The 20,615-nt window shown below is 69.9% G+C and carries 17 protein-coding genes; 8 read left to right on the top strand and 9 right to left on the bottom strand.

The features are described 5' to 3' along the window. The first annotated feature begins 187 nt into the window (after positions 1-187). Positions 188-817, top strand: a complete 630-nt coding sequence (locus ACFWEJ_RS01040; RefSeq protein ID WP_377227341.1) for a PKD domain-containing protein — start codon at positions 188-190, stop codon at positions 815-817. 21 nt (positions 818-838) lie between these two features. On the opposite strand, the gene ACFWEJ_RS01035 is transcribed toward ACFWEJ_RS01040, so the two are convergent. Beyond that, entirely contained in the window at positions 839-1,363 is a 525-nt protein-coding gene (locus ACFWEJ_RS01035) for a PDDEXK nuclease domain-containing protein (RefSeq protein ID WP_377227340.1), read from the bottom strand. Between the two features lie 287 nt (positions 1,364-1,650). Here ACFWEJ_RS01035 and ACFWEJ_RS01030 point away from each other — a divergent pair, with 287 nt between their 5' ends. Continuing rightward, entirely contained in the window at positions 1,651-2,316 is a 666-nt protein-coding gene (locus ACFWEJ_RS01030) for a hypothetical protein (protein ID WP_377227339.1), read from the top strand. A 512-nt stretch (positions 2,317-2,828) separates the two neighbouring features. Next, positions 2,829-3,299, top strand: a complete 471-nt coding sequence (locus ACFWEJ_RS01025) for a hypothetical protein (RefSeq protein ID WP_377227338.1) — start codon at positions 2,829-2,831, stop codon at positions 3,297-3,299. 68 nt (positions 3,300-3,367) lie between these two features. Here the strand turns inward: ACFWEJ_RS01025 and ACFWEJ_RS01020 are convergent, their stop codons facing one another. Next, positions 3,368-4,270 (bottom strand): HNH endonuclease, encoded by a 903-nt coding sequence (locus tag ACFWEJ_RS01020; protein ID WP_377227337.1) that lies wholly within the window; start codon positions 4,268-4,270, stop codon positions 3,368-3,370. Between the two features lie 151 nt (positions 4,271-4,421). Between ACFWEJ_RS01020 and ACFWEJ_RS01015 the strand changes: the two genes are divergently transcribed. Further along, entirely contained in the window at positions 4,422-4,838 is a 417-nt protein-coding gene (locus ACFWEJ_RS01015) for a hypothetical protein (RefSeq protein ID WP_377227336.1), read from the top strand. A 17-nt stretch (positions 4,839-4,855) separates the two neighbouring features. On the opposite strand, the gene ACFWEJ_RS01010 is transcribed toward ACFWEJ_RS01015, so the two are convergent. Further along, the gene (locus tag ACFWEJ_RS01010) at positions 4,856-5,578 is read right to left on the bottom strand and encodes a response regulator (protein ID WP_377227335.1); all 723 of its coding nucleotides are present in this window, start codon (positions 5,576-5,578) and stop codon (positions 4,856-4,858) included. Positions 5,579-5,628: 50 nt separating this feature from the next. After that, positions 5,629-8,901, bottom strand: a complete 3,273-nt coding sequence (locus ACFWEJ_RS01005; RefSeq protein ID WP_377227334.1) for an SNF2-related protein — start codon at positions 8,899-8,901, stop codon at positions 5,629-5,631. A gap of 95 nt (positions 8,902-8,996) precedes the next feature. Here ACFWEJ_RS01005 and ACFWEJ_RS01000 point away from each other — a divergent pair, with 95 nt between their 5' ends. Next, the gene (locus ACFWEJ_RS01000) at positions 8,997-9,806 is read left to right on the top strand and encodes a hypothetical protein (protein WP_377227333.1); all 810 of its coding nucleotides are present in this window, start codon (positions 8,997-8,999) and stop codon (positions 9,804-9,806) included. Positions 9,807-9,814: 8 nt separating this feature from the next. Here ACFWEJ_RS01000 and ACFWEJ_RS00995 read toward each other — a convergent pair whose 3' ends face one another. Continuing rightward, positions 9,815-10,150 (bottom strand): hypothetical protein, encoded by a 336-nt coding sequence (locus tag ACFWEJ_RS00995; RefSeq protein ID WP_377227332.1) that lies wholly within the window; start codon positions 10,148-10,150, stop codon positions 9,815-9,817. Between the two features lie 174 nt (positions 10,151-10,324). Then, positions 10,325-11,626 carry an MFS transporter gene (locus ACFWEJ_RS00990; protein WP_377227331.1) on the bottom strand — a complete coding sequence of 434 codons (1,302 nt, stop codon included), beginning with the start codon at positions 11,624-11,626 and terminating at the stop codon, positions 10,325-10,327. Positions 11,627-11,752: 126 nt separating this feature from the next. Here ACFWEJ_RS00990 and ACFWEJ_RS00985 point away from each other — a divergent pair, with 126 nt between their 5' ends. Next, complete coding sequence (locus ACFWEJ_RS00985) at positions 11,753-14,239, top strand: esterase-like activity of phytase family protein (RefSeq protein WP_377227330.1); 2,487 nt, start codon at positions 11,753-11,755, stop codon at positions 14,237-14,239. Between the two features lie 99 nt (positions 14,240-14,338). Here ACFWEJ_RS00985 and ACFWEJ_RS00980 read toward each other — a convergent pair whose 3' ends face one another. Both ACFWEJ_RS00980 and ACFWEJ_RS00975 read right to left on the bottom strand, forming a co-directional pair. After that, complete coding sequence (locus tag ACFWEJ_RS00980; protein ID WP_377227329.1) at positions 14,339-15,778, bottom strand: alpha-amylase family protein; 1,440 nt, start codon at positions 15,776-15,778, stop codon at positions 14,339-14,341. A gap of 154 nt (positions 15,779-15,932) precedes the next feature. Further along, complete coding sequence (locus ACFWEJ_RS00975; RefSeq protein ID WP_285100509.1) at positions 15,933-16,121, bottom strand: PspC domain-containing protein; 189 nt, start codon at positions 16,119-16,121, stop codon at positions 15,933-15,935. A 171-nt stretch (positions 16,122-16,292) separates the two neighbouring features. On the opposite strand from ACFWEJ_RS00975, the gene ACFWEJ_RS00970 reads away from it, so the two are divergent. Continuing rightward, positions 16,293-17,798 (top strand): hypothetical protein, encoded by a 1,506-nt coding sequence (locus ACFWEJ_RS00970; protein WP_377227328.1) that lies wholly within the window; start codon positions 16,293-16,295, stop codon positions 17,796-17,798. 12 nt (positions 17,799-17,810) lie between these two features. On the opposite strand, the gene ACFWEJ_RS00965 is transcribed toward ACFWEJ_RS00970, so the two are convergent. Beyond that, positions 17,811-18,008: a PspC domain-containing protein gene (locus ACFWEJ_RS00965; protein ID WP_377227327.1), complete on the bottom strand. Its 198-nt coding sequence runs from the start codon at positions 18,006-18,008 to the stop codon at positions 17,811-17,813. A gap of 204 nt (positions 18,009-18,212) precedes the next feature. Here ACFWEJ_RS00965 and ACFWEJ_RS00960 point away from each other — a divergent pair, with 204 nt between their 5' ends. Continuing rightward, positions 18,213-20,576: a hypothetical protein gene (locus ACFWEJ_RS00960; RefSeq protein ID WP_377227326.1), complete on the top strand. Its 2,364-nt coding sequence runs from the start codon at positions 18,213-18,215 to the stop codon at positions 20,574-20,576. Positions 20,577-20,615 lie beyond the last annotated feature (39 nt).

The following is a 20,615-nucleotide window of genomic DNA, read 5'->3' as shown; positions in this document are numbered from 1 at the left end:
AACGCTGGGGGGCGCGACAGCGGACGAATCCGTCCACGTGGCTGCTGAACTGCTTGTGCCCGGACCGGATCATGCACCCGCTGTTGGATCGGTTGCGGGTGGTGGTTCCGACCAGTCCGCGCCCCCGGTACGTCAATGGCGCATCACTCCCGCACTGTGCTTCCTGCGTGACCTCGGGGGCGCCACCGTGCTCGCCGAGTCGTGCGACGAGGGCCACCGGCTCGCCTATGAGGGCATCGAGTGCGAGGACGACGAACAAGCAGTCGGCGCCCTGTTCGAGCAGCGTCAGATGTCGGGCGAGTGGTCAGACGCCGCACTGGTCGAGGACGAGTCCTGCCTGGCCGAGCGGCGTCGTCAGGTCGACATCCCCGCCGCTGCGGCACGAGCGTTCCAGGAGATGCAGATCGCGCCGTCGGAGGTGAACGTGCAGCCGCCGGACGGTTGGACGCTCGTCAACGCCGACACCATCGCCTTCACCGATCGGGAACCCCGAACCGTCAGCACCGAACTGTTCGGCATCCCTGTGGATATCCGTGCAGTCCCGAGCAGCTACTCCTGGGACTTCGGCGACGGCACGGCTCCGCTGAGCACCACCGACCCGGGTGCCCCGTACCCCGCCCACACCATCGCGCACGCCTACGCGAAGCAGGGCACGGCGACCATCTCGCTCACGACCACCTGGAGCGGTCAGTTCCGCCTGGCCGGTGAGCCCACCTGGCGCGACGTGCCGGGGGAGGCGACCACGGCGTCGTCGTCGGGCAGCCTGGAGATCCTGGAGGCGAGGGCGCGTCTGGTGGAGGACCTCTACGGCGGCTGACGCCGACCGCGCTCTCGACGCTCACGACATCGCGTGCTTGGCGGTCGTGGTGTCGAGGCAGCGGTCGACGAGCGCGGTGAGCTCGAGCGGGAGCGGCAGATCCGCCTGTTCTACGTCGGGCAGTTCGTCGTACAGGGTGACGGCGACCGGGCCTGCCAGCTGGTCAGCCGGCGCGTCGGTGCAGAGCAGGATCCCGACCGTGGGGCGGTGCGTCTCGGGGATGCGGACGAGGTCGTCCACCAGCGACACCGTGTATCGGGTGCGGCCGATCAGGACAGGATTGAAGCGGCCGACGTGCACCTGGATCGCTATGTAACGCAGCTGGGTCACATGGAATAGCAGCAGGTCCACGGTGTAGTCGCGCTCGTCCTCCATCAGCTCCATGTGCCGGTCCACCACGCACATGTGGCGGTCCGGCAGGGCGAGGAGATCCTCCAGATGGTCGACGACGATGCCGGTGAAGGTGCGGCGGATCGACTCGGTGATCTCGTCGATGACGTCCTCGAACCCCTCGGGGCCGGACTCGGTGCGCCGGAACATGTTCATCGCTCACCGGTCCGGTGGACGGGCTCGGCTCGGGCAGTCAGAAGGTTCATGGCTCAAGCCTGTAGAGGCATTGCAACATTCGCCACCCGAGTTGCGTATACGCAACGAATCGACATGGGGGTGACCTCCTCCGAGGCCAGGACATGGCAAGTTGGTGGCTCGTTGTTGCCCAGTGTTGGCGAGATGTTGTGAATTATCACGGAGGCGCCTTGCCGGGAAGACGGATGTAGCGCACCCTTGTTCCGGCCGTGTTCACTGAGTTGTGCCCGAAGTTGAGGGAGTCGCCGATGGTCTCGTCCGCCATCACGCCCAAGCGCACCATCGCCGTCCTCATCGGGGTCGCAGTCATAGCGGTGGCGGCATTCGCGGTCGTGCGGTCGGGTGTGTTCGAGCCGGAGACGGTCCAGGGTGCGATCCCCGGACCGGGATCATCGTCCCCTTCGGCGCCGGCTTCCGCGAGTCCTTCCGCGACGCCGGCTCCAGAGCCGTCCGCGTCACCCACGACGCCGGAGCAGATCAAGGCCAAGAACATCGCAGACGCGAAGGCGCGGCTGACGGAGTACTACGAGACGACAGCCCAGGTAGCGAACAACAGTTACAAGGACTGGGACAAGCAACTCAGGCCATTTTGGGGGCACCCAGCACTGCGAGCATCGCTCCGGGCCGCGTATACAGAATCGGCAGCATCGGGCGACTACACAACGGGTGCAGCATCGATCGGCTCGATGAATGTGACTGAGTACAAGACGTCGGACGTAGGCAACGAAGAGGTGCATCTCGACGCTTGTATCGACTTCGGCGATGTACGAAATTTCTCGCAGGATGGCGACGAAATCCCTCGAGCTGCCGGGGCTCCTACCAGGTACCAGTTCAATTATGTGATGCGGCACCAGGGACATGACAGTTACTGGACGGTCAATGAGCAGGACCCACACCCGGAGCAGGCATGCTGATCTCGCAGACGCGGATTGTTGGAAGAGTCCTGGCCGCGTCAATCGCGATACTGACGGCCGGGCTAGCCATGCTTGTGCCTGTAGTGACTGCAACGGCGGACGAATGCGTACCTACGACGCTTCCGGACGGTGTCGTAATTCCGTGTGAAGAAGGTGGTGGCGACACTGGCGGGGGTGATGGCGGGGGTGATGGCGGTGGCGGTGGTGGCCCACAAGTGTGCCGCGATCTCGGCGAGGTAGTGCCATGTAGCAATGAGTACGGTGCATGGAACGGCGATTGCTATGTGCGGAATGCAAGTCCCCAGCCCCCTGCTGGCGACCCGGCGTGGGAAGGTCACGAACCTGGAGACGGATTCGTTCTTGAGTGCACCCCGTCGTGGTGCGTGGATGTGGCTGGTGACCTTGAAGGATGCGAGGGCCATGCCTATAACTGGTCTGCCGACCCAGCCGAACCCGTTGGCCCCAGTGCTGAGGAGCTCGCCCAGCGCGCCGTAGCCGCCATGAATCTCTCCATGGGTCAGATCGGTTCCACCCCGCCGGCGTCCGCCAGCAACCCAGATGCGGTCGGGACCATCGGCCTGCCCATTTGGTTGTGGATCGCGAATCGCGCCGAGAACACGATCGGCCCGATCACGCGTTCCGCAGGTGGTGGTGGCCTGACCGTCACGGCCACGGGCACTCTCGATCGTGTCGAGTGGACCCTGACGTCGGCGAACGGCACCACGATTGGCGCCATCTCCTGTGACGGGGCCAACGCTCCAGGCACGCCGTACGACGGTCGCAACAGCGCGGAGCCCTCGCCCACCTGCGGATTCGGTGCCGACCTCAACAGCAGCCCGGGCACCCTCACACTCACGGGTACGGCCTACTGGGGCGTCGAATGGCAGAGCAGTGGTGGGCAGGGCGGCGAGATCCCCTTCACGGCGCAGCCGGCCACCACACAGGTCCGGATCGGCGAGCTCCAGGCGCTCCTCCGGAACTAAACACGCGCGCGTCAGGACGCTCACTTCGGGCGCTGAGCGCCTGCCCTGAAAGCCACTAATTCAGCCGGTCAAGCTGAAGGTTCGGCACCGACCCCGAACTGCTCGTATCGCCATGCCAGGAATTCGGCGCTCGGACGGTCGGCACGGCGCTGCGGAAGTTGGATGGTCCGGCCGTGCATCTCCTGCAACCCGTGCCTCAGCATCGGTCCATCGACCTTTTCCAGGAGGTCGCGGGAGATGCGCACCTCGTAGTCCGGCGTCACACCGAGCATGTTCTGGTCGTACGCAGCGTGGTGGATCTTGCACAGCGCGAGGCCGTTGTTCACCGTGGGGACTCCACGCTCATGTGAATCCGGGATGATGTGCGCTGCGTCGAGCAGCGATCCGTACTTCAACTCGCAGATCGCGCACTGCGTGCCGTACGCGATGATGACGCGCGTGCGAAAGGCCGGCTGATGCAGTCGCTCCTTCGCGAGTCGCAGTGCGTAGATTCGCTCAGGCTCCGGCATGTGTCGTACGTCGTGCACAAAGTTGAAGGACTCGTCGAGAGCGATGATGAAGGTGCGCTCCTCCGGATAATCCTCGACGACGTAGACCGGGGCCACAGGCGTGTAAATGTTGGGCACCTCCTTCCGGAACAGGATCAGCGGAGCGCCCGTGGCCATCGCGTTGCGGAGCTTTCGATTGTCGCCCGACCAGGGGTCTCCCTCGCGGTAGGCATAGTGGAGGAGACCATCTTCGGACTCGGTGTCGTCGTAGGGCCCGTCGGTGGCACTGACGATGGACAGAGTGGACTCGAATGACGCGGGATTTCGGATTCCTCGCGAGTAGTCGATGATCGGGAGCTTCTGGCCGTCGATGTGGAAGTCGAGCAGTTCGGCGCGATTGAGAAAGCCGCCGTTCGCCTCGGCGCGCTCCTGAACCCAGGAGATGATGCGTGGGCGCAATGCCTTCTCGAACGCAGATTCCATGTGCACACCTCACCAGATCTCATCGGCTGGGGGAAGCCATGAGCATGCTGGGGCGCAGCTGCACCACACCGCGGTGACCAGCACGAACTGTCAAGCGTCGGATCCCCCGTGTGGGATGCCCGGTCGCAGCGTGGAGTCCAGGATGGACCCCATGGCATCCACCTCCTCCGTCCTCCGCGGTATCGGCCAGGTCGCTCTTGGCGCCGCACTGCTCACGGCCGGCATCAGCCACCTGACCACGGCCCGCAAGGAGTTTCAGGCCCAGGTACCCAGCTGGTTCCCGGCCGATCCCGACACCGTCGTGGTCGGGTCCGGCATTGTCGAGATCGGCCTCGGCACCGCCCTGGTGGCCACCTGGAAGCAGCCTGTCCGACGTCGGTTGGGGGCGCTGGTCGCCGCGTTCTTCGTCGCGGTCTTCCCCGGGAATGTCGCGCAGTACGCGGGGCGTCGAGACGGGTTCGGGCTGAACACGGATCGCAAGCGCGCCCTGCGGCTCCTCGGTCAGCCGCTCCTCGTCGCATGGGCGCTCGCGTCGACGCGGAACCGTGCCACCAAGACCGGGAGCTGACACCGAGCGGCCGGGCGTCAGACGCCCTGGAGCATTCCCAGCTTGCTCGCGAAGTCGACCAGCTCGAACGTCGAGCCCGTCACCAGGGTCGCGCCCGCAGCTCGCGCCACGTCGGAGACGGGTTCGACGTTCCCGTAGAGAACGAACGGCAGGTGAGCGTCCGCCGCGCGAACCTCGGCGAGAAAGCGGAGTCCGGCGTCGGGCACGTCGACGCCGGACTCGTGTCGGCCCATGTCCGAGATCACCAGCCCGTACCGGCGACTCCCGAGAAGGCGCATCGCCTCGGCCGTCGAGCGCGCGGTGTCGACCTCGGCGCCCTCGCGCCGCCACGACTCCGTGACCATCGCGTTGTTCTCGGGGTGGTCGTCGACCCAGAGGATCGGGAGGCTCGCGGGGACCGTGACCCGTCGCTCCTGTTCCTGCGACATCCAGGCGGTCTCGTCGGGATGCGGGGTCGCACCCTGGGACTGCCCGGTGGCCCGGGTCTCGGTGTTCGGCACGACGCCGTCGAGCTGCCGCTTCAGCAGCGCCACCTCGCGTTGCAGATCGGTGATCATGTCGGACTGCTGGTCCGTCGCCTGCTTGAGGTTGAGCCGCTGCCCGCCGATCTCGAGTGTGACGTCGTCGGAGTTGCGCAGCTTCGACAGGAGCTGTCGGCCGAACACCAGCAGCACGACGATGACGAGCAAGGGCCACAGGAGGCTGGCGACAGCCCCGATCAGGTCGGCAACGGGAGTCACGGGGGCAAACGTACCGGTCAGAGCCGTGGAGCGGGACAGGGCACCAGGGCTCAGCCCTCGAGCAGCCCCCGGATGTCCTCCGCTCCCAGCGCCCCCGCGAACGCGCCCGCGTCGTCGCTCAGCACCGCGTCGAACAGCCGGGCCTTGCGCTCCTTGAGCGCCATCACCTTGTCCTCGATCGTGTTCTCGGACACCAGCCGGAACACCATCACGTTCTGCGTCTGCCCGATGCGGTGCGTCCGGTCGATCGCCTGCGCCTCCGTCGCCGGGTTCCACCACGGGTCGAGAAGGTAGACGTAGTCGGCCTCCGTCAGGTTGAGCCCGAACCCGCCGGCCTTGAGGCTGATCAGGAACACCGGCGCCGAACCGTCCTTGAACCGGCCGATCACCTCCGGCCTCCGCCGCGTGGACCCGTCCAGGTACTCGTACGGGATCTCCAGATCCTGGCACACCTCGGCCGCCTTGGTCAGGAACGACGTGAACTGGGAGAACACCAGCGCGCGGTGACCCTCCGCCGCGACCTCCGCCAGCTGCTCCGCGAGCAGGTCCAGCTTGGCCGACCCAACACCCTCGTACTCCGGGTCCACCAGCGAGGCGTCCAGCGCCAGGCGCCGCAGGGTGGTCAGCGCGCGGAACACCGCCACCCGGTTCTCGTCGAAGCTGTCCAGCAGACCCAGCAGGCGGGACCGTTCGCGCTGCAGGTGGGTGTCGTAGATCCGGCGGTGCCGGGGGTCGAGCGTGACGCGGAGCACCTGCTCCTGCCGTTCGGGCAGCTCGGGCGCCACCTGGCCCTTGGTCCGGCGCAGCATGAGCGGCTTGATCCGACGGCGGAGCCGGTTCAGCAGCGGCCCCGAGTCGCCCTCGCCCGCGACCGGCTTGACGTAGTCCTCCCGGAACTTCATTGCCGACCCGTACAGCCCCGGCGCGACGATCGCGAGCATCGCCCACAGCTCCATGAGGTTGTTCTCCATGGGGGTGCCGGTGATGGCCAGCTTGAACGGCGTCCGCAGGCGGCGTGCGGACTCGTTGGCGCGCGTCTGGTGGTTCTTCGCGAACTGCGCCTCGTCGAGGATGAGGCCGCTCCATTCGACCTCTGCGAACGCGTCGAAGTCCAGCCGGAAGATCGCGTACGACGTCACGACGATGTCGGCCCCCGCGGCGACGTCCGCCACCGAGGTGCCTGCCTTCCGCGCGGTCGTCGGGAGTGTCACCACCTTGAGGTCCGGGGTGAAGCGCGCGGCCTCGGCGGCCCAGTTGCTCACCACCGAGGCCGGCGCGATCACGAGGAACGGGGGCCGGGCGCCCTCCTGGCGGGCCTGGGCGACAAACGCGAGGGTCTGGATGGTCTTGCCCAGCCCCATGTCGTCGGCGAGGATCCCGCCCAGCCCGTGCCGCCACAGGAAGGTGAGCCACTCGAAACCGTGCTGCTGGTACGGCCGCAGCTCGGCCTTGAGGCCGACGGGCGGCGGCAGCGGCTCCGGCCCGTCGACGCCGTCGGCGGTCAGCGCGACCAGGTCGCTCACCGAGCGCCGCCACCGGTCGGACTGCTCGACGACGTCGGCGACGTCCTCCAGCTCGGCCCACAGGCCGGCGTTGAACCGGCTGATCCGCAGCTTGCCCGGCTGGTCGGAGAGTCGTTGCGCCTCCTCGATCAGGGCCCGGAGCTGCGCGAACACCGGCAGGTCGGTACGCAGCCAGGTGCCGTCGGTCAGCATGAACCGCTTCTGGTTGCGGGCCAGCGCGTCGAACAGCGACCCGAACGGGATCTCGCGCCCGTTGACCGTGACGGTGACACCCAGCTCGAACCAGTCCATGTCGCCGCTGTCGGTGGCGCGCATGCTGACGACGGGTGCGGCCTCCAGGCCGTGGTACTCGGGCAGCTCGTCGCTCTCCACCCGAACGTCCGGCAGGGCGCGGAGCGCGGGCAGCGCCGTGGTGGCGAAGTCCATCGCCTGCAGCCCACGGAACACCTCGGGTGCCACCCGGAAGTGGCCGAAGCCGGGCACCTCGCGCACCGCGGCGACGGCCCGGCCGAGGGTCGCGGCCTCCGCCGCGAGATCGCGCAGGTCGGAACCCGGTTCCAGCGCCGTGGTCAGCGGGTACTCCTTGTCCGACGGTGGATACGCCCACCGCCACGTCACCCGGACCTCCGCCGCCGAGACCGCCTCGACGGACACGACGAGCTCCGGACGGGGGAGCTCCGGCAGCTCGACGCCGGCGTCCGCCCGGACCCGCACCTCACGGCGCAGGAGCGGCAGGTAGTCCGCGAGGAACTCGTCGACCGCGTCGGCCGGGATCGCGACGTCGGCCAGGTGGACCGCGGCGCGCTCCTGGTCGGTGAGCAGCGCCGCCGTCGGACCGAGGGTGATGGTGCGGCCCGAGGAGGACTCCTCCACCGCGAACAGGCCGTGATGGCCGAGCGGCCCGACCGACGCCGTGCCCGTGACCACGCCGTCGAAGGCGACGGTCCGCTCGAGGCGCGCGCCGCCGTCGGGCAGCGAGAGGTCCAGCGCCACGGATGCCTCGTGGGCCAGGCGCACCGACTCGCGCCTCGACTTGCCGACGAGCTCGATCCCGAGCTCGGCGGCGTCTGCGAGATGGTGCCAGAACGGGCGGGGCAGCACGTCGTCCAGGCTGATCCAGTCGCCCGTGCTGAGGTACCCGTAGCCGCGCGGGCTCGTCGCGCGCAGGGCGTCGAGCGTGGTGAACCACTCCCGGACGGCGGGGTCGACGCCGCGGAGGAAACCGTTGCGGATGTAGCTCCACGAGGCGTTGCCGCCGACCCAGGCTCCGCGGTCGTTGCGCTGCACCGGCCGCATCGACAGGGACAGGGTGTGTGCGGCGGCGGAGCCGTCGATCCGCAGCTGCAACGCCAGCGTCGTCTCGGTGTCGGTCGGCGGACCGGCCGGCGGGGTCGCCGGCGCCGTGGGCACGAGCTGCTGGACGACCGCCTTCCACTCCGGCACCTGCGGGGCCCGGTTCAGCGACGAGGCGGGCCGGACCATCGAGGCCAGACCGTCCGTCCCGGACTCGAGGAGCGTCGCCGCCACGTGCTTGCAGGCGGACCGGACCGGGCAGGTGCAGTCCGAGCCGACGACGACCGGCGGGCCGGGCGGGTTCGCCTTGAACTCGATGGAGCACGAGTACGTGCTGCGGCCGCTGCCGCGCACCCAAGAGATGAGCAGCAGGTCGTCCGGCAGCCATTCCCACGAGATGACCCGGCCCTGCTGCTGGTAGTCCTCGCCACGCTGGAACGCGCCGCTGCCCACCAGCAGCCTGATGGCTGCGGGGAGAACGCGGGGAGCGGGGATCGGCGTGGGCACCCGTCCATGGTTCCACGGCGGGCGGACCGTCAGGCCGAGTTATCCACAGCGTGCCGCACATCACGAGTGTCGGTGGTCTCTGCGATGGTGTCCCCATGAACCAGTTGCCCGACGCCGGCCGACGGCCTGCCGCGCTCAGCATCCTCGCCCTCGCCGCGGGGGCATGGACGGCCGTGCCGCTGCGTCTGGTGATCCCCGGCACCGAGCTCGACCTCGGATTCACCGTGAACAACGCGGTCTTCGTCGTGGAGAACGCGGCGACGGCCGGAACGGTCCTGCTGGCGCTGGGATCGGCGGCGCTCCGCGCCCGGCGGCTCCTGATCGGCGCCGTCGTCGTGGTCGGCGTCCACCTGCTGCTCCAGGTCGGCACGGCGGTCGTGCAGCTCGTGCTCGGCGCCCGCCCCGACCTGCTCCTGGGCACCCTGGCGGAGATCTTCGTGCTGCTCGTCGTCGGAACGGGGGTGCTGCTCGCCCTGTTCGTGTCCGACCCGCGGTCGGCTCGCCGTGCCGGCGTGGTCGTCGTCCTGGTGGGGGCCGTCATCCACACCCTGTGGACGAGTGTGCTGCTCCCGGTCGTCTCGATGCTGTCCTTCGGCGGTCTGCTGCCGGGGATGATCGGATCCCTGCTCCTGAGCACCGCGATCGGCCTGCTCGTCGTCGCGGCCGCCGTGCTGTGCGGCTGGGCGGCGCCGACGACGCGGCGCATCGGTGCGCTGCTGGCGGCGGTGGTCGCCGTGCTCGGCCTCCTGGCCGCTGCCGGCTCCTTCGAGATGCTCGGCGTCGGCTATGCCGTGGTGCAGATCCTGCAGGGGATGCTGACACTGGCCGCCGTACCGTGCGCCGTCGTCGCGGCCCGGCGCCTGGCGGTGGCCGTTACCCCTGATCCGGCCACCGTCAAGGCATAGAACGTGTACTACTTCGCGGAGCTGGCTCGAATCTCTTCCAGCGCCACGACCTCGAGGATCTGCTTGACGATGATCGGGCCGACCGACTCCCACGAGAGCATCTCGGCGATCACCATGTACGACAGGTCGTCCCCGGTGAAGCAGCCGCCGCGGTGCAGTGCGTTGAGCAGCCGGTGCTTGGGCCAGGTCAGGTCGTCGAGCCGCTCGACCCGCCGCACTGCGGGGTAGAGCCGGCCGACGGGGAGCGGCTTGAGCCGCGTCACCGCGGCGTCGGCCAGGCGTGTGACGCCGACATCGGTCTTGTTGTCGACCTTGCCGACGTACCAGGCGTCGTCTTCGGCCATGACCTCACGAAACCAAGGGAAAACCTCTCCCCAGGTTGGCGTCGGTGTGACGGCGGGTGCGTCGGACATGAACTAGAACCTCCAGTCCCTGTAGGTAACTAGTCTCAATCCTTGCACCGTTCGACCGGCAAAACAGGCATGTTCGCCCCAAAAGACCGGACCTCATCCATAAATTCACCCGCTTACCGGTTGCCGCACCAGCGCCGCCGTGCGAGTGCCACGCATCCCGAACAGGAGCGCCGCCGCGACGTACCCCACCGAGAGGGCGACGAAGAGGCCGGGCGACCAGCCGGCGTCCGGCACCAGGAAGGCCGCGAGGGCCGCCGCTCCCACGAACGCGGCGTTGTAGAGCACGTCGTAGAAGGCGAACGCGCGGCCGCGGTAGGCGTCCTCGGAGTCGCGCTGCACGATGGTGTCGACGGCGATCTTGGCGCCCTGCGCCGCGAGGCCCAGCAGCCCGGCCGCCGTGACCACCGTGGCGAAGCCCGGTTCGGGCACCAGGATGAGCTGCGAGAGGCCCGCTACCAGGAGCATCACGGCGATCCAGGACTGCGGGGCCATGCGCCGGGCCAGCACGGCGGTGAGCAGGATCGCGAGCCCGCCACCGATGCCGGTCGCGGCGATCACGGTCGCGAAGGTCGCGAGACCGGCGGTCGGGTCGTCGGGGTCGGCCAGCAGGTTGCGGGACATCAGGATCGACGCGATGAACACCACCCCGTACAGGAAGCGGTGCAGCGCCATGACGAGCAGCGCCTGGCCGGGGGTGCGGCGGGCGGCGAGGTAGCGGGCGCCGTCCACCAGACCGCGGACGACCAGCGCCAGCTCGTTGCGGATCGAGCCGGCGGCGGGTTCCTCCGGACCCAGCAGCGTGCGCGACATGCGCAGCCCCAGCAGCGAGGCGCACCCCATGACGACGCACGCGCAGGCCAGCGCGGTGGCGTCGTGCACCCGGCCGGACGGCATCGCGAGACTCAGCACGAAGCTCAGGCCGCCTCCGAGGAAGGCCGCGCCCGCGCCGAGCGTCGGGGTGAGGGCGTTGGCCGTGAGCAGCAGATCGCCCTGGACCACGCGCGGCAGGCCCGCAGAGAGGCCGGCGAGCAGGAACCGGTTGACGCTCAGGGCGGCGAGGCCCAGCACGTAGATCGCCGGCGTGACGCCCTGGGTGAGCATGAGCACCGCCATCGTGCCGGTGATCAGCACACGCACCGCGTTGCCGAACACCAGGACCTGACGCCGCTGCCACCGGTCCAGGAACACCCCGGCGAACGGGCCCACGATCGTGAACGGCGCCAGCATCACCGCGAACGCGCCCGCGATCGCGGAGGCCGAACCCTGCGACTCCGGGCTGAAGAACAGGAGGTTCGCGAGCCCCACCTGGAACATGCCGTCGCCGGCCTGGGACACGAGGCGCACCGCGAACAGCTTGCGGAACCCGGGAAGGCGCAGCAGCGCACGTAGCTCGGCAAGGACGGTCACGCCGTCGAGCCTATCCGCGCGGGTCGGGTACCACCCGGCTCGCGCGACCGGAAGTTCACCTGCGGGACATCCCGGGGCCAGCCCGCGGTCCTCCCACCGACACCGGATCGCGCGACGGTGCCGAGCGTGTCTCCTCACCGCCGCCATGCGGCCTTCATCGCTTCCGGCGCGGTTCTCGCGCTCGGCCTGAGCACGTTCCCGGCCTTCGCCGCCGGCCAGCACGTCCCGACCGGATCGACCGGATCGACCGGATCGACCGGATCGACCGGATCGACCGGATCGACCGGATCGTTCGGCGGGACCAGCGCACGCGAGACGTTCCACCGCCTCGCCACCTACCCCGTCTTCGAGAACGTCCCCGCGGGCACGGACCCGGCCGACGCGACGGTCGCCGAGATCTCCGCGGTCAGCGAGGACGGCCGGACCCTCGTCCACACCGACGCCGCCGCGCGCCGCATCGGCTTCGTCGACATCAGCGACCCCGCGAAGCCGCGGGGGCTGGGCACCCTGTCGCTCGCCGAGCTCGGCTCGGAGCACGACGAGCCGACCTCCGTCGCGATCGTCGGCGACCACGTGCTCGTCGTCGTCGACAGCTCGACGTCGTTCACCGCGCCGTCCGGCCGCCTCGACGTCGTCGACCTCGCGACGCGCACCCTGGTGCGCTCGATCGACCTGGGCGGCCAGCCCGACTCGATCGCCGTCACGCACGACGGCGCTCACGCCGTCATCGCGATGGAGAACCAGCGCGACGAGGACGCGCTGCCCGACACGGGCGAGGGCGAGGAGGGCGACCTCCCGCAGGCTCCCGCCGGGTTCCTGCAGTTCGTCGACCTGCCGGGCACCGACCCCGCGGCCTGGCAGGTCCGGCCGGTCGCGCTCGACGAGGCGGCGCTCGCGGCCGCGGGCCTGGACACCCCGCAGGACCCGGAGCCCGAGTACGTCTCGATCAACCCGTCCGACACCAGGGTCGCGGTGACGCTGCAGGAGAACAACGGCGTCGCCGTGCTGGACGTCGAGTCCGGCGAGCTCGAGAACGTGTTCTCCGCGGGATCCGTCGCGCTGGAGGGCGTGGACGCCGAGGACGACGGGGCGATCGACCAGACCGGCTCCGTCGAGGCGGCCCCACGCGAGCCCGACGCGATCGGCTGGATCGACGACGAGCACGTCGCCACCGCGAACGAGGGCGACTGGAAGGGCGGCACGCGCGGCTGGACGGTCTTCGAGGCCGCGACCGGCGACGTCGTCTGGGACGCGGGGTCCTCGGTGGAGGAGCTCGCCGTCCGCGTCGGCCTGCACAACGAGGACCGCGCCGGCAAGAAGGGCGTGGAGATGGAGGGCCTCGCGGTCGCGACGCTCGACGGCGTCCGCTACGCGTTCGTCGGCTCGGAGCGGTCCAACTTCGTGGCCGTGTACGACGTGTCGCGCCCGGCGAAGCCGCGGTTCGTGCAGGTGCTGGCCACGACGAACGGCCCGGAGGGGATCCTGCCGGTCCCGTCGCGGAACCTGCTCGTCGTCTCCTCCGAGGAGGACGCGGCCGAGGACGGCGTCCGGGCCTCGGTCTCGCTGTTCGGCAAGGGCCAGCGGTACGCCCACGTTGCCGGCACAGCTCTGCTCGATGCCGCGGCTCTGCGGGGCTCGCAAGCTCACTCCTCAGCCGCGGACTTCCCGTCGATCGTGTCCGCCGACGCGAAGACCCCCGCGGGCACGAGGAAGCCGATCGGCTGGACCGCCCTCGGCGCGCTCTCGGCCGACCCGGCCGAGCGCGACCGCCTGTGGACCGTGACCGACGCCGCGAAGTCGCCGACGTCGATCCTCTCCGTCTCGACCGCGGGCTCGCGCGGTTCGAAGAACGGCCCCGCCGTGATCGACCGCGAGATCGTCGTCACGGAGAACGGCGAGCCGGTGGGCCTGGACGCCGAGGGCATCTGGGCACGACCGTCGGTCCGCGGTAAGGCGGGCGGGTTCTGGCTCGGCGTCGAGGGCGCGACCGGTCCGGAGAACGCGCTGGTGCGCGTCTCGGCGTCGGGCCGCGTGCAGGAGCGCGTCAGCCTGCCCGCCGACGTCGCCGCCGGCCTCGGCAAGTGGGGCATCGAGGGCGTGACCGGCACCGTGGACCGCGACGGCGAGCACCTGTTCGTCGCGCTCCAGCGGGGCCTGACCACCGACGACGGTGTGGGCGGCTACGCCCGCATCGGCCGCTACGACGTCGGGACGGGGGAGTGGACCTGGTTCGGCTACGAGCTGTCCGAGCCGTCCGCCGACGGCGACTGGGTGGGCCTGTCCGAGATCACCGTCGTGGACCGCGACACCCTCGCCGTGATCGAGCGCGACAAGCTCAACGGACCCGCGGCGAAGCTCAAGGCCGTGTACACGGTGGACCTGCCGAAGCGTGACCCGCGGCCGGGGACGGTGCCGGTGCTGCGCAAGAAGCTCGCGATCGACGTCCTGCCCGCGCTCCGGGCCACCAACGGCTGGACGCAGGAGAAGCTCGAGGGCCTCACGATCGGCGGGGACCGCCGCGTGTACGCGATCACCGACAACGACGGCGTGCAGGACGCGACCGGCGAGACGGTGTTCCTCGACCTGGGCAGCGCCCGCAAGATCTTCCGCTGAGCCCCGATCGCTGAGTGCTGGGTATTCGTCCTTCTGGCACAGCAAAAAGGGCGAATACCCAGCACTCAGCGATCGTCGTTGTGTGCGTGGGTGTGAGGGTCAGCCGCGTGCGCCCACGTGGATCGCCAGGGCGCCGTACGCCGGGACCGACGCGGTGAACCAGCCGTTGCCGTCCACCGTCCGCTTTACCGAGCAGTTCGATGCGGCGACGACGTCGCAGTACGTGCCGGCGGGGAGCGACGTCTGGAACGAGCGCTGCACGGCCGACGCGGTGTTGTTCAGCACCACGTAGCCCTTGGTGCCGCGGCCGTAGGAGACGAGGTTGCTGCCGTCGTCCCACCAGTTGGTGACCTCCGTGCCGGACACCTCGTTGTGGAAGCCGACCATGCCGCGGATCTCCGTCCAGCGCTGCGTGCAGGTCCACCGCCCGGAACCACAGGTCGCGTCGGGGACCGTGGTGTCGGTGGCGCCGGGCGCCCCGGCGTCGTTGTTCGAGAACTCGTAGCCCGAGTAGACCGACGGCGAGCCGTACGGCCACGACAGCAGGAACGTGTTGGCCAGGACGTACTTGGCGCCCCACTTGTAGTTCATCGACTCGCCGTTGCGCTCCGTGTCGTGGTTGTCCACGAACACGCCCGCGCGGTCGTACGGCAGCTTGCCGTCGCCGATGAACCGCAGGTTCTTGATCTGCCCGTCGAAGTCCGACTTGAGCTGGCGGGCGTAGTTGAACTCGTGCGAGTCGCCGCTGCCCAGGTACTCGGACGGCTGGATCGGCTCGCCGGCGCCGCCGATCACCTCGTGCACCCAGAACACGTTCGGGTTGCCCATCCGGGCCTTGATCGCCGCGAGGTCGGACGCCGGGATGTGCTTCGCGGCGTCGATCCGGAACCCGTCGACGCCGAGCGACACCAGGTCGTCGAAGTACGCGGCCAGCCGGCCGCGCACGTAGTCGGAGCCGGTGCGCAGGTCCTGGAGCGAGACCAGACGGCAGTTCTGCACCTGGTAGCGGTCGGAGTAGTCCGAGATGTTGCTGCGGCAGTCGTTGAAGTCGGCCGCGCTGTACGTCCCGGCAAAGTTGTCGTCCGAGAACTGCGTGCCCGCCACACCGGTGCCGGACTGGCCGGCGCCCGCCATGTGGTTCACGACGGCGTCCGCGATCACGCCCACCCCGGCGGCGTCGCACGCGGCGACCATGCTCGCGAACTCGGCGCGGGTGCCCAGCTTGGACTCGATCCTGTAGCTCACGGGCTGGTACGACGTCCACCACTGCGAGCCCCGGATGTGCTCCATCGGCGGGGAGACCTGCACGTAGCCGAACCCGGCGGGCCCGACGACGTCCCTGCACTCCGCGGCGACGGAGTCCCAGGTCCACTGGAACATGTTCAGGATGACGTCCCCGTCCCCGTGCTCCGGGGTCGCTGCCCGGGCGGGCTCGGCGGCGGGTGTGGCGGCGCTCGCGACCAGGCCCAGTGTGAGTGCGGTGGCGAACGTCGTCAGGGTGGCTAGCAGGCGGCGGGGCACGTTCGGATGACGCGTCATGGCGGCTCCTTGCGGCGTCGTCCCGGCTGAGGCGCATGCGGCGTTGCACGGCCGTTTCCGGATCTTGCTGCAAGCCTTGCAGAAACGTGCGACGACACGCCAGAGGCCCGGGTGAAAAACCCGGGCCTGGCGTGTCGGGGAGACGGGAGCGGGGTCAGTCCTCGTTCGGCATGAGGATCCAGAACGCGATGTACGCGAGGAACTGGGGCCCCGGGATGAAGATCGAGGCGACGGCGAGAACCCGGACGAGCGTCGGGTCCCAGCCGAAACGGCGGGCGATGCCGGCGCAGACACCGGCGATCATGCGCCCCTGGCGCGGACGGGAAAGTGTCTGTGTGGTCATGTCTTCGACGGTACGTGGGGCCTGGGCCGCCGGGTATCCGGTGATCCCCCGGACCGTCCCTGAACCGGCCCTGGGAATCGTCGGGGTGCAGTTCCGCCGGGCCTGAGGGTGGCGGAACGCGTCACGCGTACCCTGGCTCCCGGTCGTGGCGGTCCACCGGGGAGGTCAGCGTTGGGGTACGTCCAACGGACGCCGGCGTGGGCCGGCCCCCTGGGTGCGAGGGACCGGACGACCTACTGGGGCGTGGTCCCGCTGCGGCCGGACGGGCCAGATCGCAGTCTCCCGCCGCACCCGGACGACGTCCCGCCCGCCGGTACCTTCGGGGACTGGTACGACGCCGCGTGCGGGTACCTCTGGCGTGCGGAGCAGGTAGACCTGTCGCTGGTCCGCCTGTGCGCCGGCGGCCTCCTGGTGCTCCTCCAGCTCGTCGGCCTGCTGCCCCTCGTGCAGCTCGCCGCCTCGGCGCTGCCGGGGCTTTCGGTGGCGGCTCCCGCCCCGTGGGCGGCGCTCGCGGGCGCGATCCTGCTCGCCGCCGCCTGGACCGGCTGGGCCGTGTACCGGCGCCGGTGGAACCGGGCCTGGGTGCTGCGCAAGGCCTGGTCGTGGGCGATCGACGACCCCCGGGTGCTGGCCCTGCCCGCGCCTCCGCTCGCCCCGGGCGAGGAGCGTGACGTCGACACGGACCCGGAGATGGCTCATCCGTACCGGGCGCGGTCGCACGTCTGGATCGAGGACCGTCCGTTCGCCACGCTGATGGTCGGCGGCGCGTTCACCGACCGGGTGCGCAGGAGAGAGGTTGCCCGCCTGTACCTGCTGGTGGTGGTCCCTTTCGTGACGACGGTCGGCGTCGCGATCGCCGGGGGACAGCTCTGGTGGGAGGCGGGTCCCGGGCAGTACGTCGTGCTGATCGTCGCCTGGCTGCTCGCGGTGCTGCCCCCTGTGGTCGGGGCGTTCGTCCGCTTCTTCCGGCGGATCTCCCTCTCCTCGGCCCTTGCCCGGGCGGAGACGGAGGAGCGCCACCGCTGGATGGGCTGGCAGCAGCTCCACGGGGTGGTGGGTTCGGACGCGCCGGCTCGGGAGGACGGTCTCGGTGGGTCGACGAGGCCGTGGGACGCGCGCCGTCGTCCGCCCGTGAGCCCGCGTGCCCTGCGCGCGGACGAGAAAGGGGCGCGGACGGTCGTCGTCTTCGGTGCCGCGCTCGGCTTCGGGATCTTCGGCCTGGTGGCGGTGCTCGCAGCGCTGACCGACCCCGACAAGGCGCTCACGTTCGCGGGCGGCCTCGCGCTCGTCGCGCTGGTCTGCGGGGGCCTGGTGCTGTGGCACCGGTCGGGGCGGCAGCCCGTCGGACGGGCGGGCGGCGGCTTCGCGGTCCGGGTCGAGGTCCCGGACCTCTCTCCCGTACTGATGACCACCGCTGTGCCGCCGGGGGACGCGACCCTGACCTTCTCGGACGGCCGTGCCCACCTGTTCCCCCTGGTGGGTGACGTCCTGGAGGTGGAGGTGCCCGTGAAGGCGCTGATCAGCGGTGTCGGTGTGCAGATGCGCGACGGGAAGCAGTGGTTCGTGCTGCCCGACGACAGCCAGGTGGCCGTCACGTGCTCCGACTACGTCGGCCTGCGGGACGCGGCGGCCGACGCCGGGATCGCCGTGGTGCTGCCCGGCCCGCAGCCGCTCTGACCCCGCCCGGCGTCAGGCCGCCTGGCGCTCGTTCGGGATGACGGCCCAGCAGATGAGGTAGGCGAGGAACTGCGGGCCCGGGATGAGGACCGACGCGACGGCGACGACCCGCACCACGGTGGGGTTCCAGTCGAATCGGCGGGCGATGCCGGCGCAGACGCCGCCGATCATGCGGCCCTGGCGGGGACGGTAGATGGTCTGTGTGCTCATGTTCTCGACGGTACGTGCGCCGCGGGGACGGCGGCATCCGGGCTGCCCCGGAGATTGCCCCTGATCGAGGGTCGGGCGTCCCTGAGAACGGGCACGGGTGATTTTCCTCGAAACGGTCCGGTCGGGCCTGTGGCGACGCCTAGTCTTGGGCCGCTCGATCGACGACCGGAGGCCGTGGTGGTTGTTGCTGTTCCTGTCTTTCCCATGGGGCTCCGGGGCGCGGCGCTACGTGCCGCTGCGGTGCTCGCCGGTGGTGCGCTCGTCGCGTCCTCGGTACTGGTTCCTGCTGTCCCCGCCGCCGCGTCGGCGGTGGACCTGCCGGCGCTCTCCGGTCTCACGGTGGGCGGACAAGCCTGCGGGGCGGACCCGGTAACCGTCGTCCGCGACCGCCAGGGCTCCGACGAGCTGCCGTTCACCGCCGAGCTCGACGTCGAGCCCTATGCGGGGGTCAGCCGTGTGATGGTGGTCGCCCTCGACGCACTCGACGACGTCGTCGCCACCCGCACGTACGAGACCTACGACAAGGTCGTGGACGGGTCACTCGGTGCGGACGTCCTCACCGACAACGCCGTCAACACGCTGCGGGTCAGCGTGCTGGCCGACGACGGGACGAGCGGCCCGGCGGCCGAGTGCACGTTCCTGCTGCGCCGTGGTCCCATCGCCCAGCTGTCGATCGTCCCGGTGCTCGGTGCCGAGACCGTCTACACCTCCTGGTCCAGCCGGGGAGGTGTCGGCGTGGCCGGTGCCTTCGCGGTCGCCGCTCCCCGGTCCCCGGACACCGTCGCGTTCGCGTACGGATACGCCGCGAACGACACCGCGGAGCCTGCGGTCTGGACCACCGTGCCCGCGACCGAGCACGCCGTGATCCCGTTCGTCCCGACAACCACGGGACAGCAGGTGGTCAAGGTGGCCGAGGTCGACGAAACAGGGCTCATCGGCATCGCGACCAGCCTGACGGTCTACGTCGCGCGGCCGGAACGGGCCGAGACGGTCCCTCCTGCCGTCACTGCCCGGAAGCTCACGGACACGCAGCCGGACGACGACCTGGTGACGGTCCGGCTCACCCTGACGGACGACCTCGTGGCGGTGGCGGGGCAGGCAGTGCTGTACGACGGTGCCACTGAGCTCGGTCGGACGACGTTCGACACACGCGTCAAGGACGTGGTGTTGCGGCAGAGCCAGATCGGCCCTGGCCATCGCGATCTCCGTGTCGAGTACGAGCAGTTCGCCGGCGCTCCGACCGTGACGACCACGCTGCGGGTCTGCGTCGCGTCGTGCCCGTTCACCGGTGGGTCTGCGACGGTCCGGGCGACCTGGTCGAGCAGCAACGGCGATCCCAGCTACAACAGCTCCTACGAGGCAGTTGCCGAGGGCTTCAGCCCGGCATCGGCGTCCTACACGTATCAGTGGCTCCGGAACGGTGCAGCCATCAAGGGCGCGACGAGCAAGCAGTATCTGAGCTCGCCGGCCGACATCGGACACAGCATCTCCGTCCGCATCACGGCACAGGGGCCCACCATGAGCCCGCGTTCGGTCACCTCGGCACCGTTCACGGTCAAGCCACGCGACACGATGCACGTCAACTACGACCTCAGCCCCGTCGGCTCCTCGTTGTCGAGCAGCTACTGCTACTGCGCCGCCGAGGACGGCCAGAGCACTGGCCGGGCGGGCATGGGAAGGTCGGCGCAGGCTCTGGTCGCCTTCCCGTCGTCGGAGTCGTACACGACAGGTCTCGTGCCGCCGACCAGTGCCGAGAGCGAGATGCCGGCGGTCTTCTGGTTCGAGACGGAGGGCTACGTCCAGGGTCGGGGATGGGTCGGTCCGAAGTCCAAGAACGGTATCTACTACGTCGGCAGCGTCGGGGAGCAGCGCCGTCTCGAGGCCTTCCGGATCACGCCCGGCGGACCGCACGCTCCGTTCTACGACGTCTGGTACCGCGCGTACGTGCCGAAGTTCGGATGGCTCGGCTGGGCCAAGAACGGCGAGGCGGCGGGTACCACCGGACTTGGCTACGGCATCGAGGACGTTCAGATCCGGGTGCTGCCCAAGGGCAAGGCACCGACGGCGTCCGGCACCGGGAACGCGCCCTTCTACGACAAGGCGACCCAGAACCAGGTCACCGTCCAGCCCTACCTGCGGCCGGCGGGCTGGAAGACGACTGTTCACGGCGGCTCGACCGCCGGTCTCACCAGCACCTCGCAGCGCCTGAACGCCGTGCGCGTCGACGTGAACGGCCAGCGGTACTCGGGCGGTGTCCAGGTGTCGGCGAAGGTCGAGGGCGACGGCTGGCGGTCCTGGGTGGGCGACACCAAGGTCGCGGGCACCTATCACCGCACCGACCGCACGTCCGCGTACCGGATGCGGCTCACCGGCGAGATGGCCAAGCAGTACGACATCTACTACCGCGTCCACGTGGCCGGCACCGGCTGGCTCGGCTGGGCGAAGAACGGTGCGGGCGCCGGCACCGAGTCGTACAAGTACCGCAACACCGCCGTGCAGGTGGTGCTCGTCAAGAAGGGTGAGCGCCCGCTGATGAGCGGCTACGGCCGGGCGGCCTACAGGCGCTGAGTGCTGGACGACGGAGGGGCGGGGTGCGGACAGCCGCAC

This window comes from Promicromonospora sp. NPDC060204 (genome assembly GCF_042728455.1).
In the GTDB taxonomy this organism is placed as follows: domain Bacteria; phylum Actinomycetota; class Actinomycetes; order Actinomycetales; family Cellulomonadaceae; genus Promicromonospora.
This window is presented reverse-complemented; position numbering and strand designations above follow the sequence as displayed.

What these genes read in the sequence shown, in the direction of transcription:
- ACFWEJ_RS00975 (WP_285100509.1), bottom strand. Translation starts at nt 16,121, where the DNA reads ATGACCACACAGACACTTTCCCGTCCGCGCCAGGGGCGCATGATCGCC.
- ACFWEJ_RS01025 (WP_377227338.1), top strand. Translation starts at nt 2,829, where the DNA reads ATGGGTCAGATCGGTTCCACCCCGCCGGCGTCCGCCAGCAACCCAGAT.
- ACFWEJ_RS01000 (WP_377227333.1), top strand. Translation starts at nt 8,997, where the DNA reads ATGAACCAGTTGCCCGACGCCGGCCGACGGCCTGCCGCGCTCAGCATC.
- ACFWEJ_RS01015 (WP_377227336.1), top strand. Translation starts at nt 4,422, where the DNA reads ATGGCATCCACCTCCTCCGTCCTCCGCGGTATCGGCCAGGTCGCTCTT.
- ACFWEJ_RS00960 (WP_377227326.1), top strand. Translation starts at nt 18,213, where the DNA reads ATGGGGCTCCGGGGCGCGGCGCTACGTGCCGCTGCGGTGCTCGCCGGT.
- ACFWEJ_RS01035 (WP_377227340.1), bottom strand. Translation starts at nt 1,363, where the DNA reads ATGAACATGTTCCGGCGCACCGAGTCCGGCCCCGAGGGGTTCGAGGAC.
- ACFWEJ_RS00980 (WP_377227329.1), bottom strand. Translation starts at nt 15,778, where the DNA reads ATGACGCGTCATCCGAACGTGCCCCGCCGCCTGCTAGCCACCCTGACG.
- ACFWEJ_RS01030 (WP_377227339.1), top strand. Translation starts at nt 1,651, where the DNA reads ATGGTCTCGTCCGCCATCACGCCCAAGCGCACCATCGCCGTCCTCATC.
- ACFWEJ_RS00965 (WP_377227327.1), bottom strand. Translation starts at nt 18,008, where the DNA reads ATGAGCACACAGACCATCTACCGTCCCCGCCAGGGCCGCATGATCGGC.
- ACFWEJ_RS01020 (WP_377227337.1), bottom strand. Translation starts at nt 4,270, where the DNA reads ATGGAATCTGCGTTCGAGAAGGCATTGCGCCCACGCATCATCTCCTGG.
- ACFWEJ_RS00995 (WP_377227332.1), bottom strand. Translation starts at nt 10,150, where the DNA reads ATGGCCGAAGACGACGCCTGGTACGTCGGCAAGGTCGACAACAAGACC.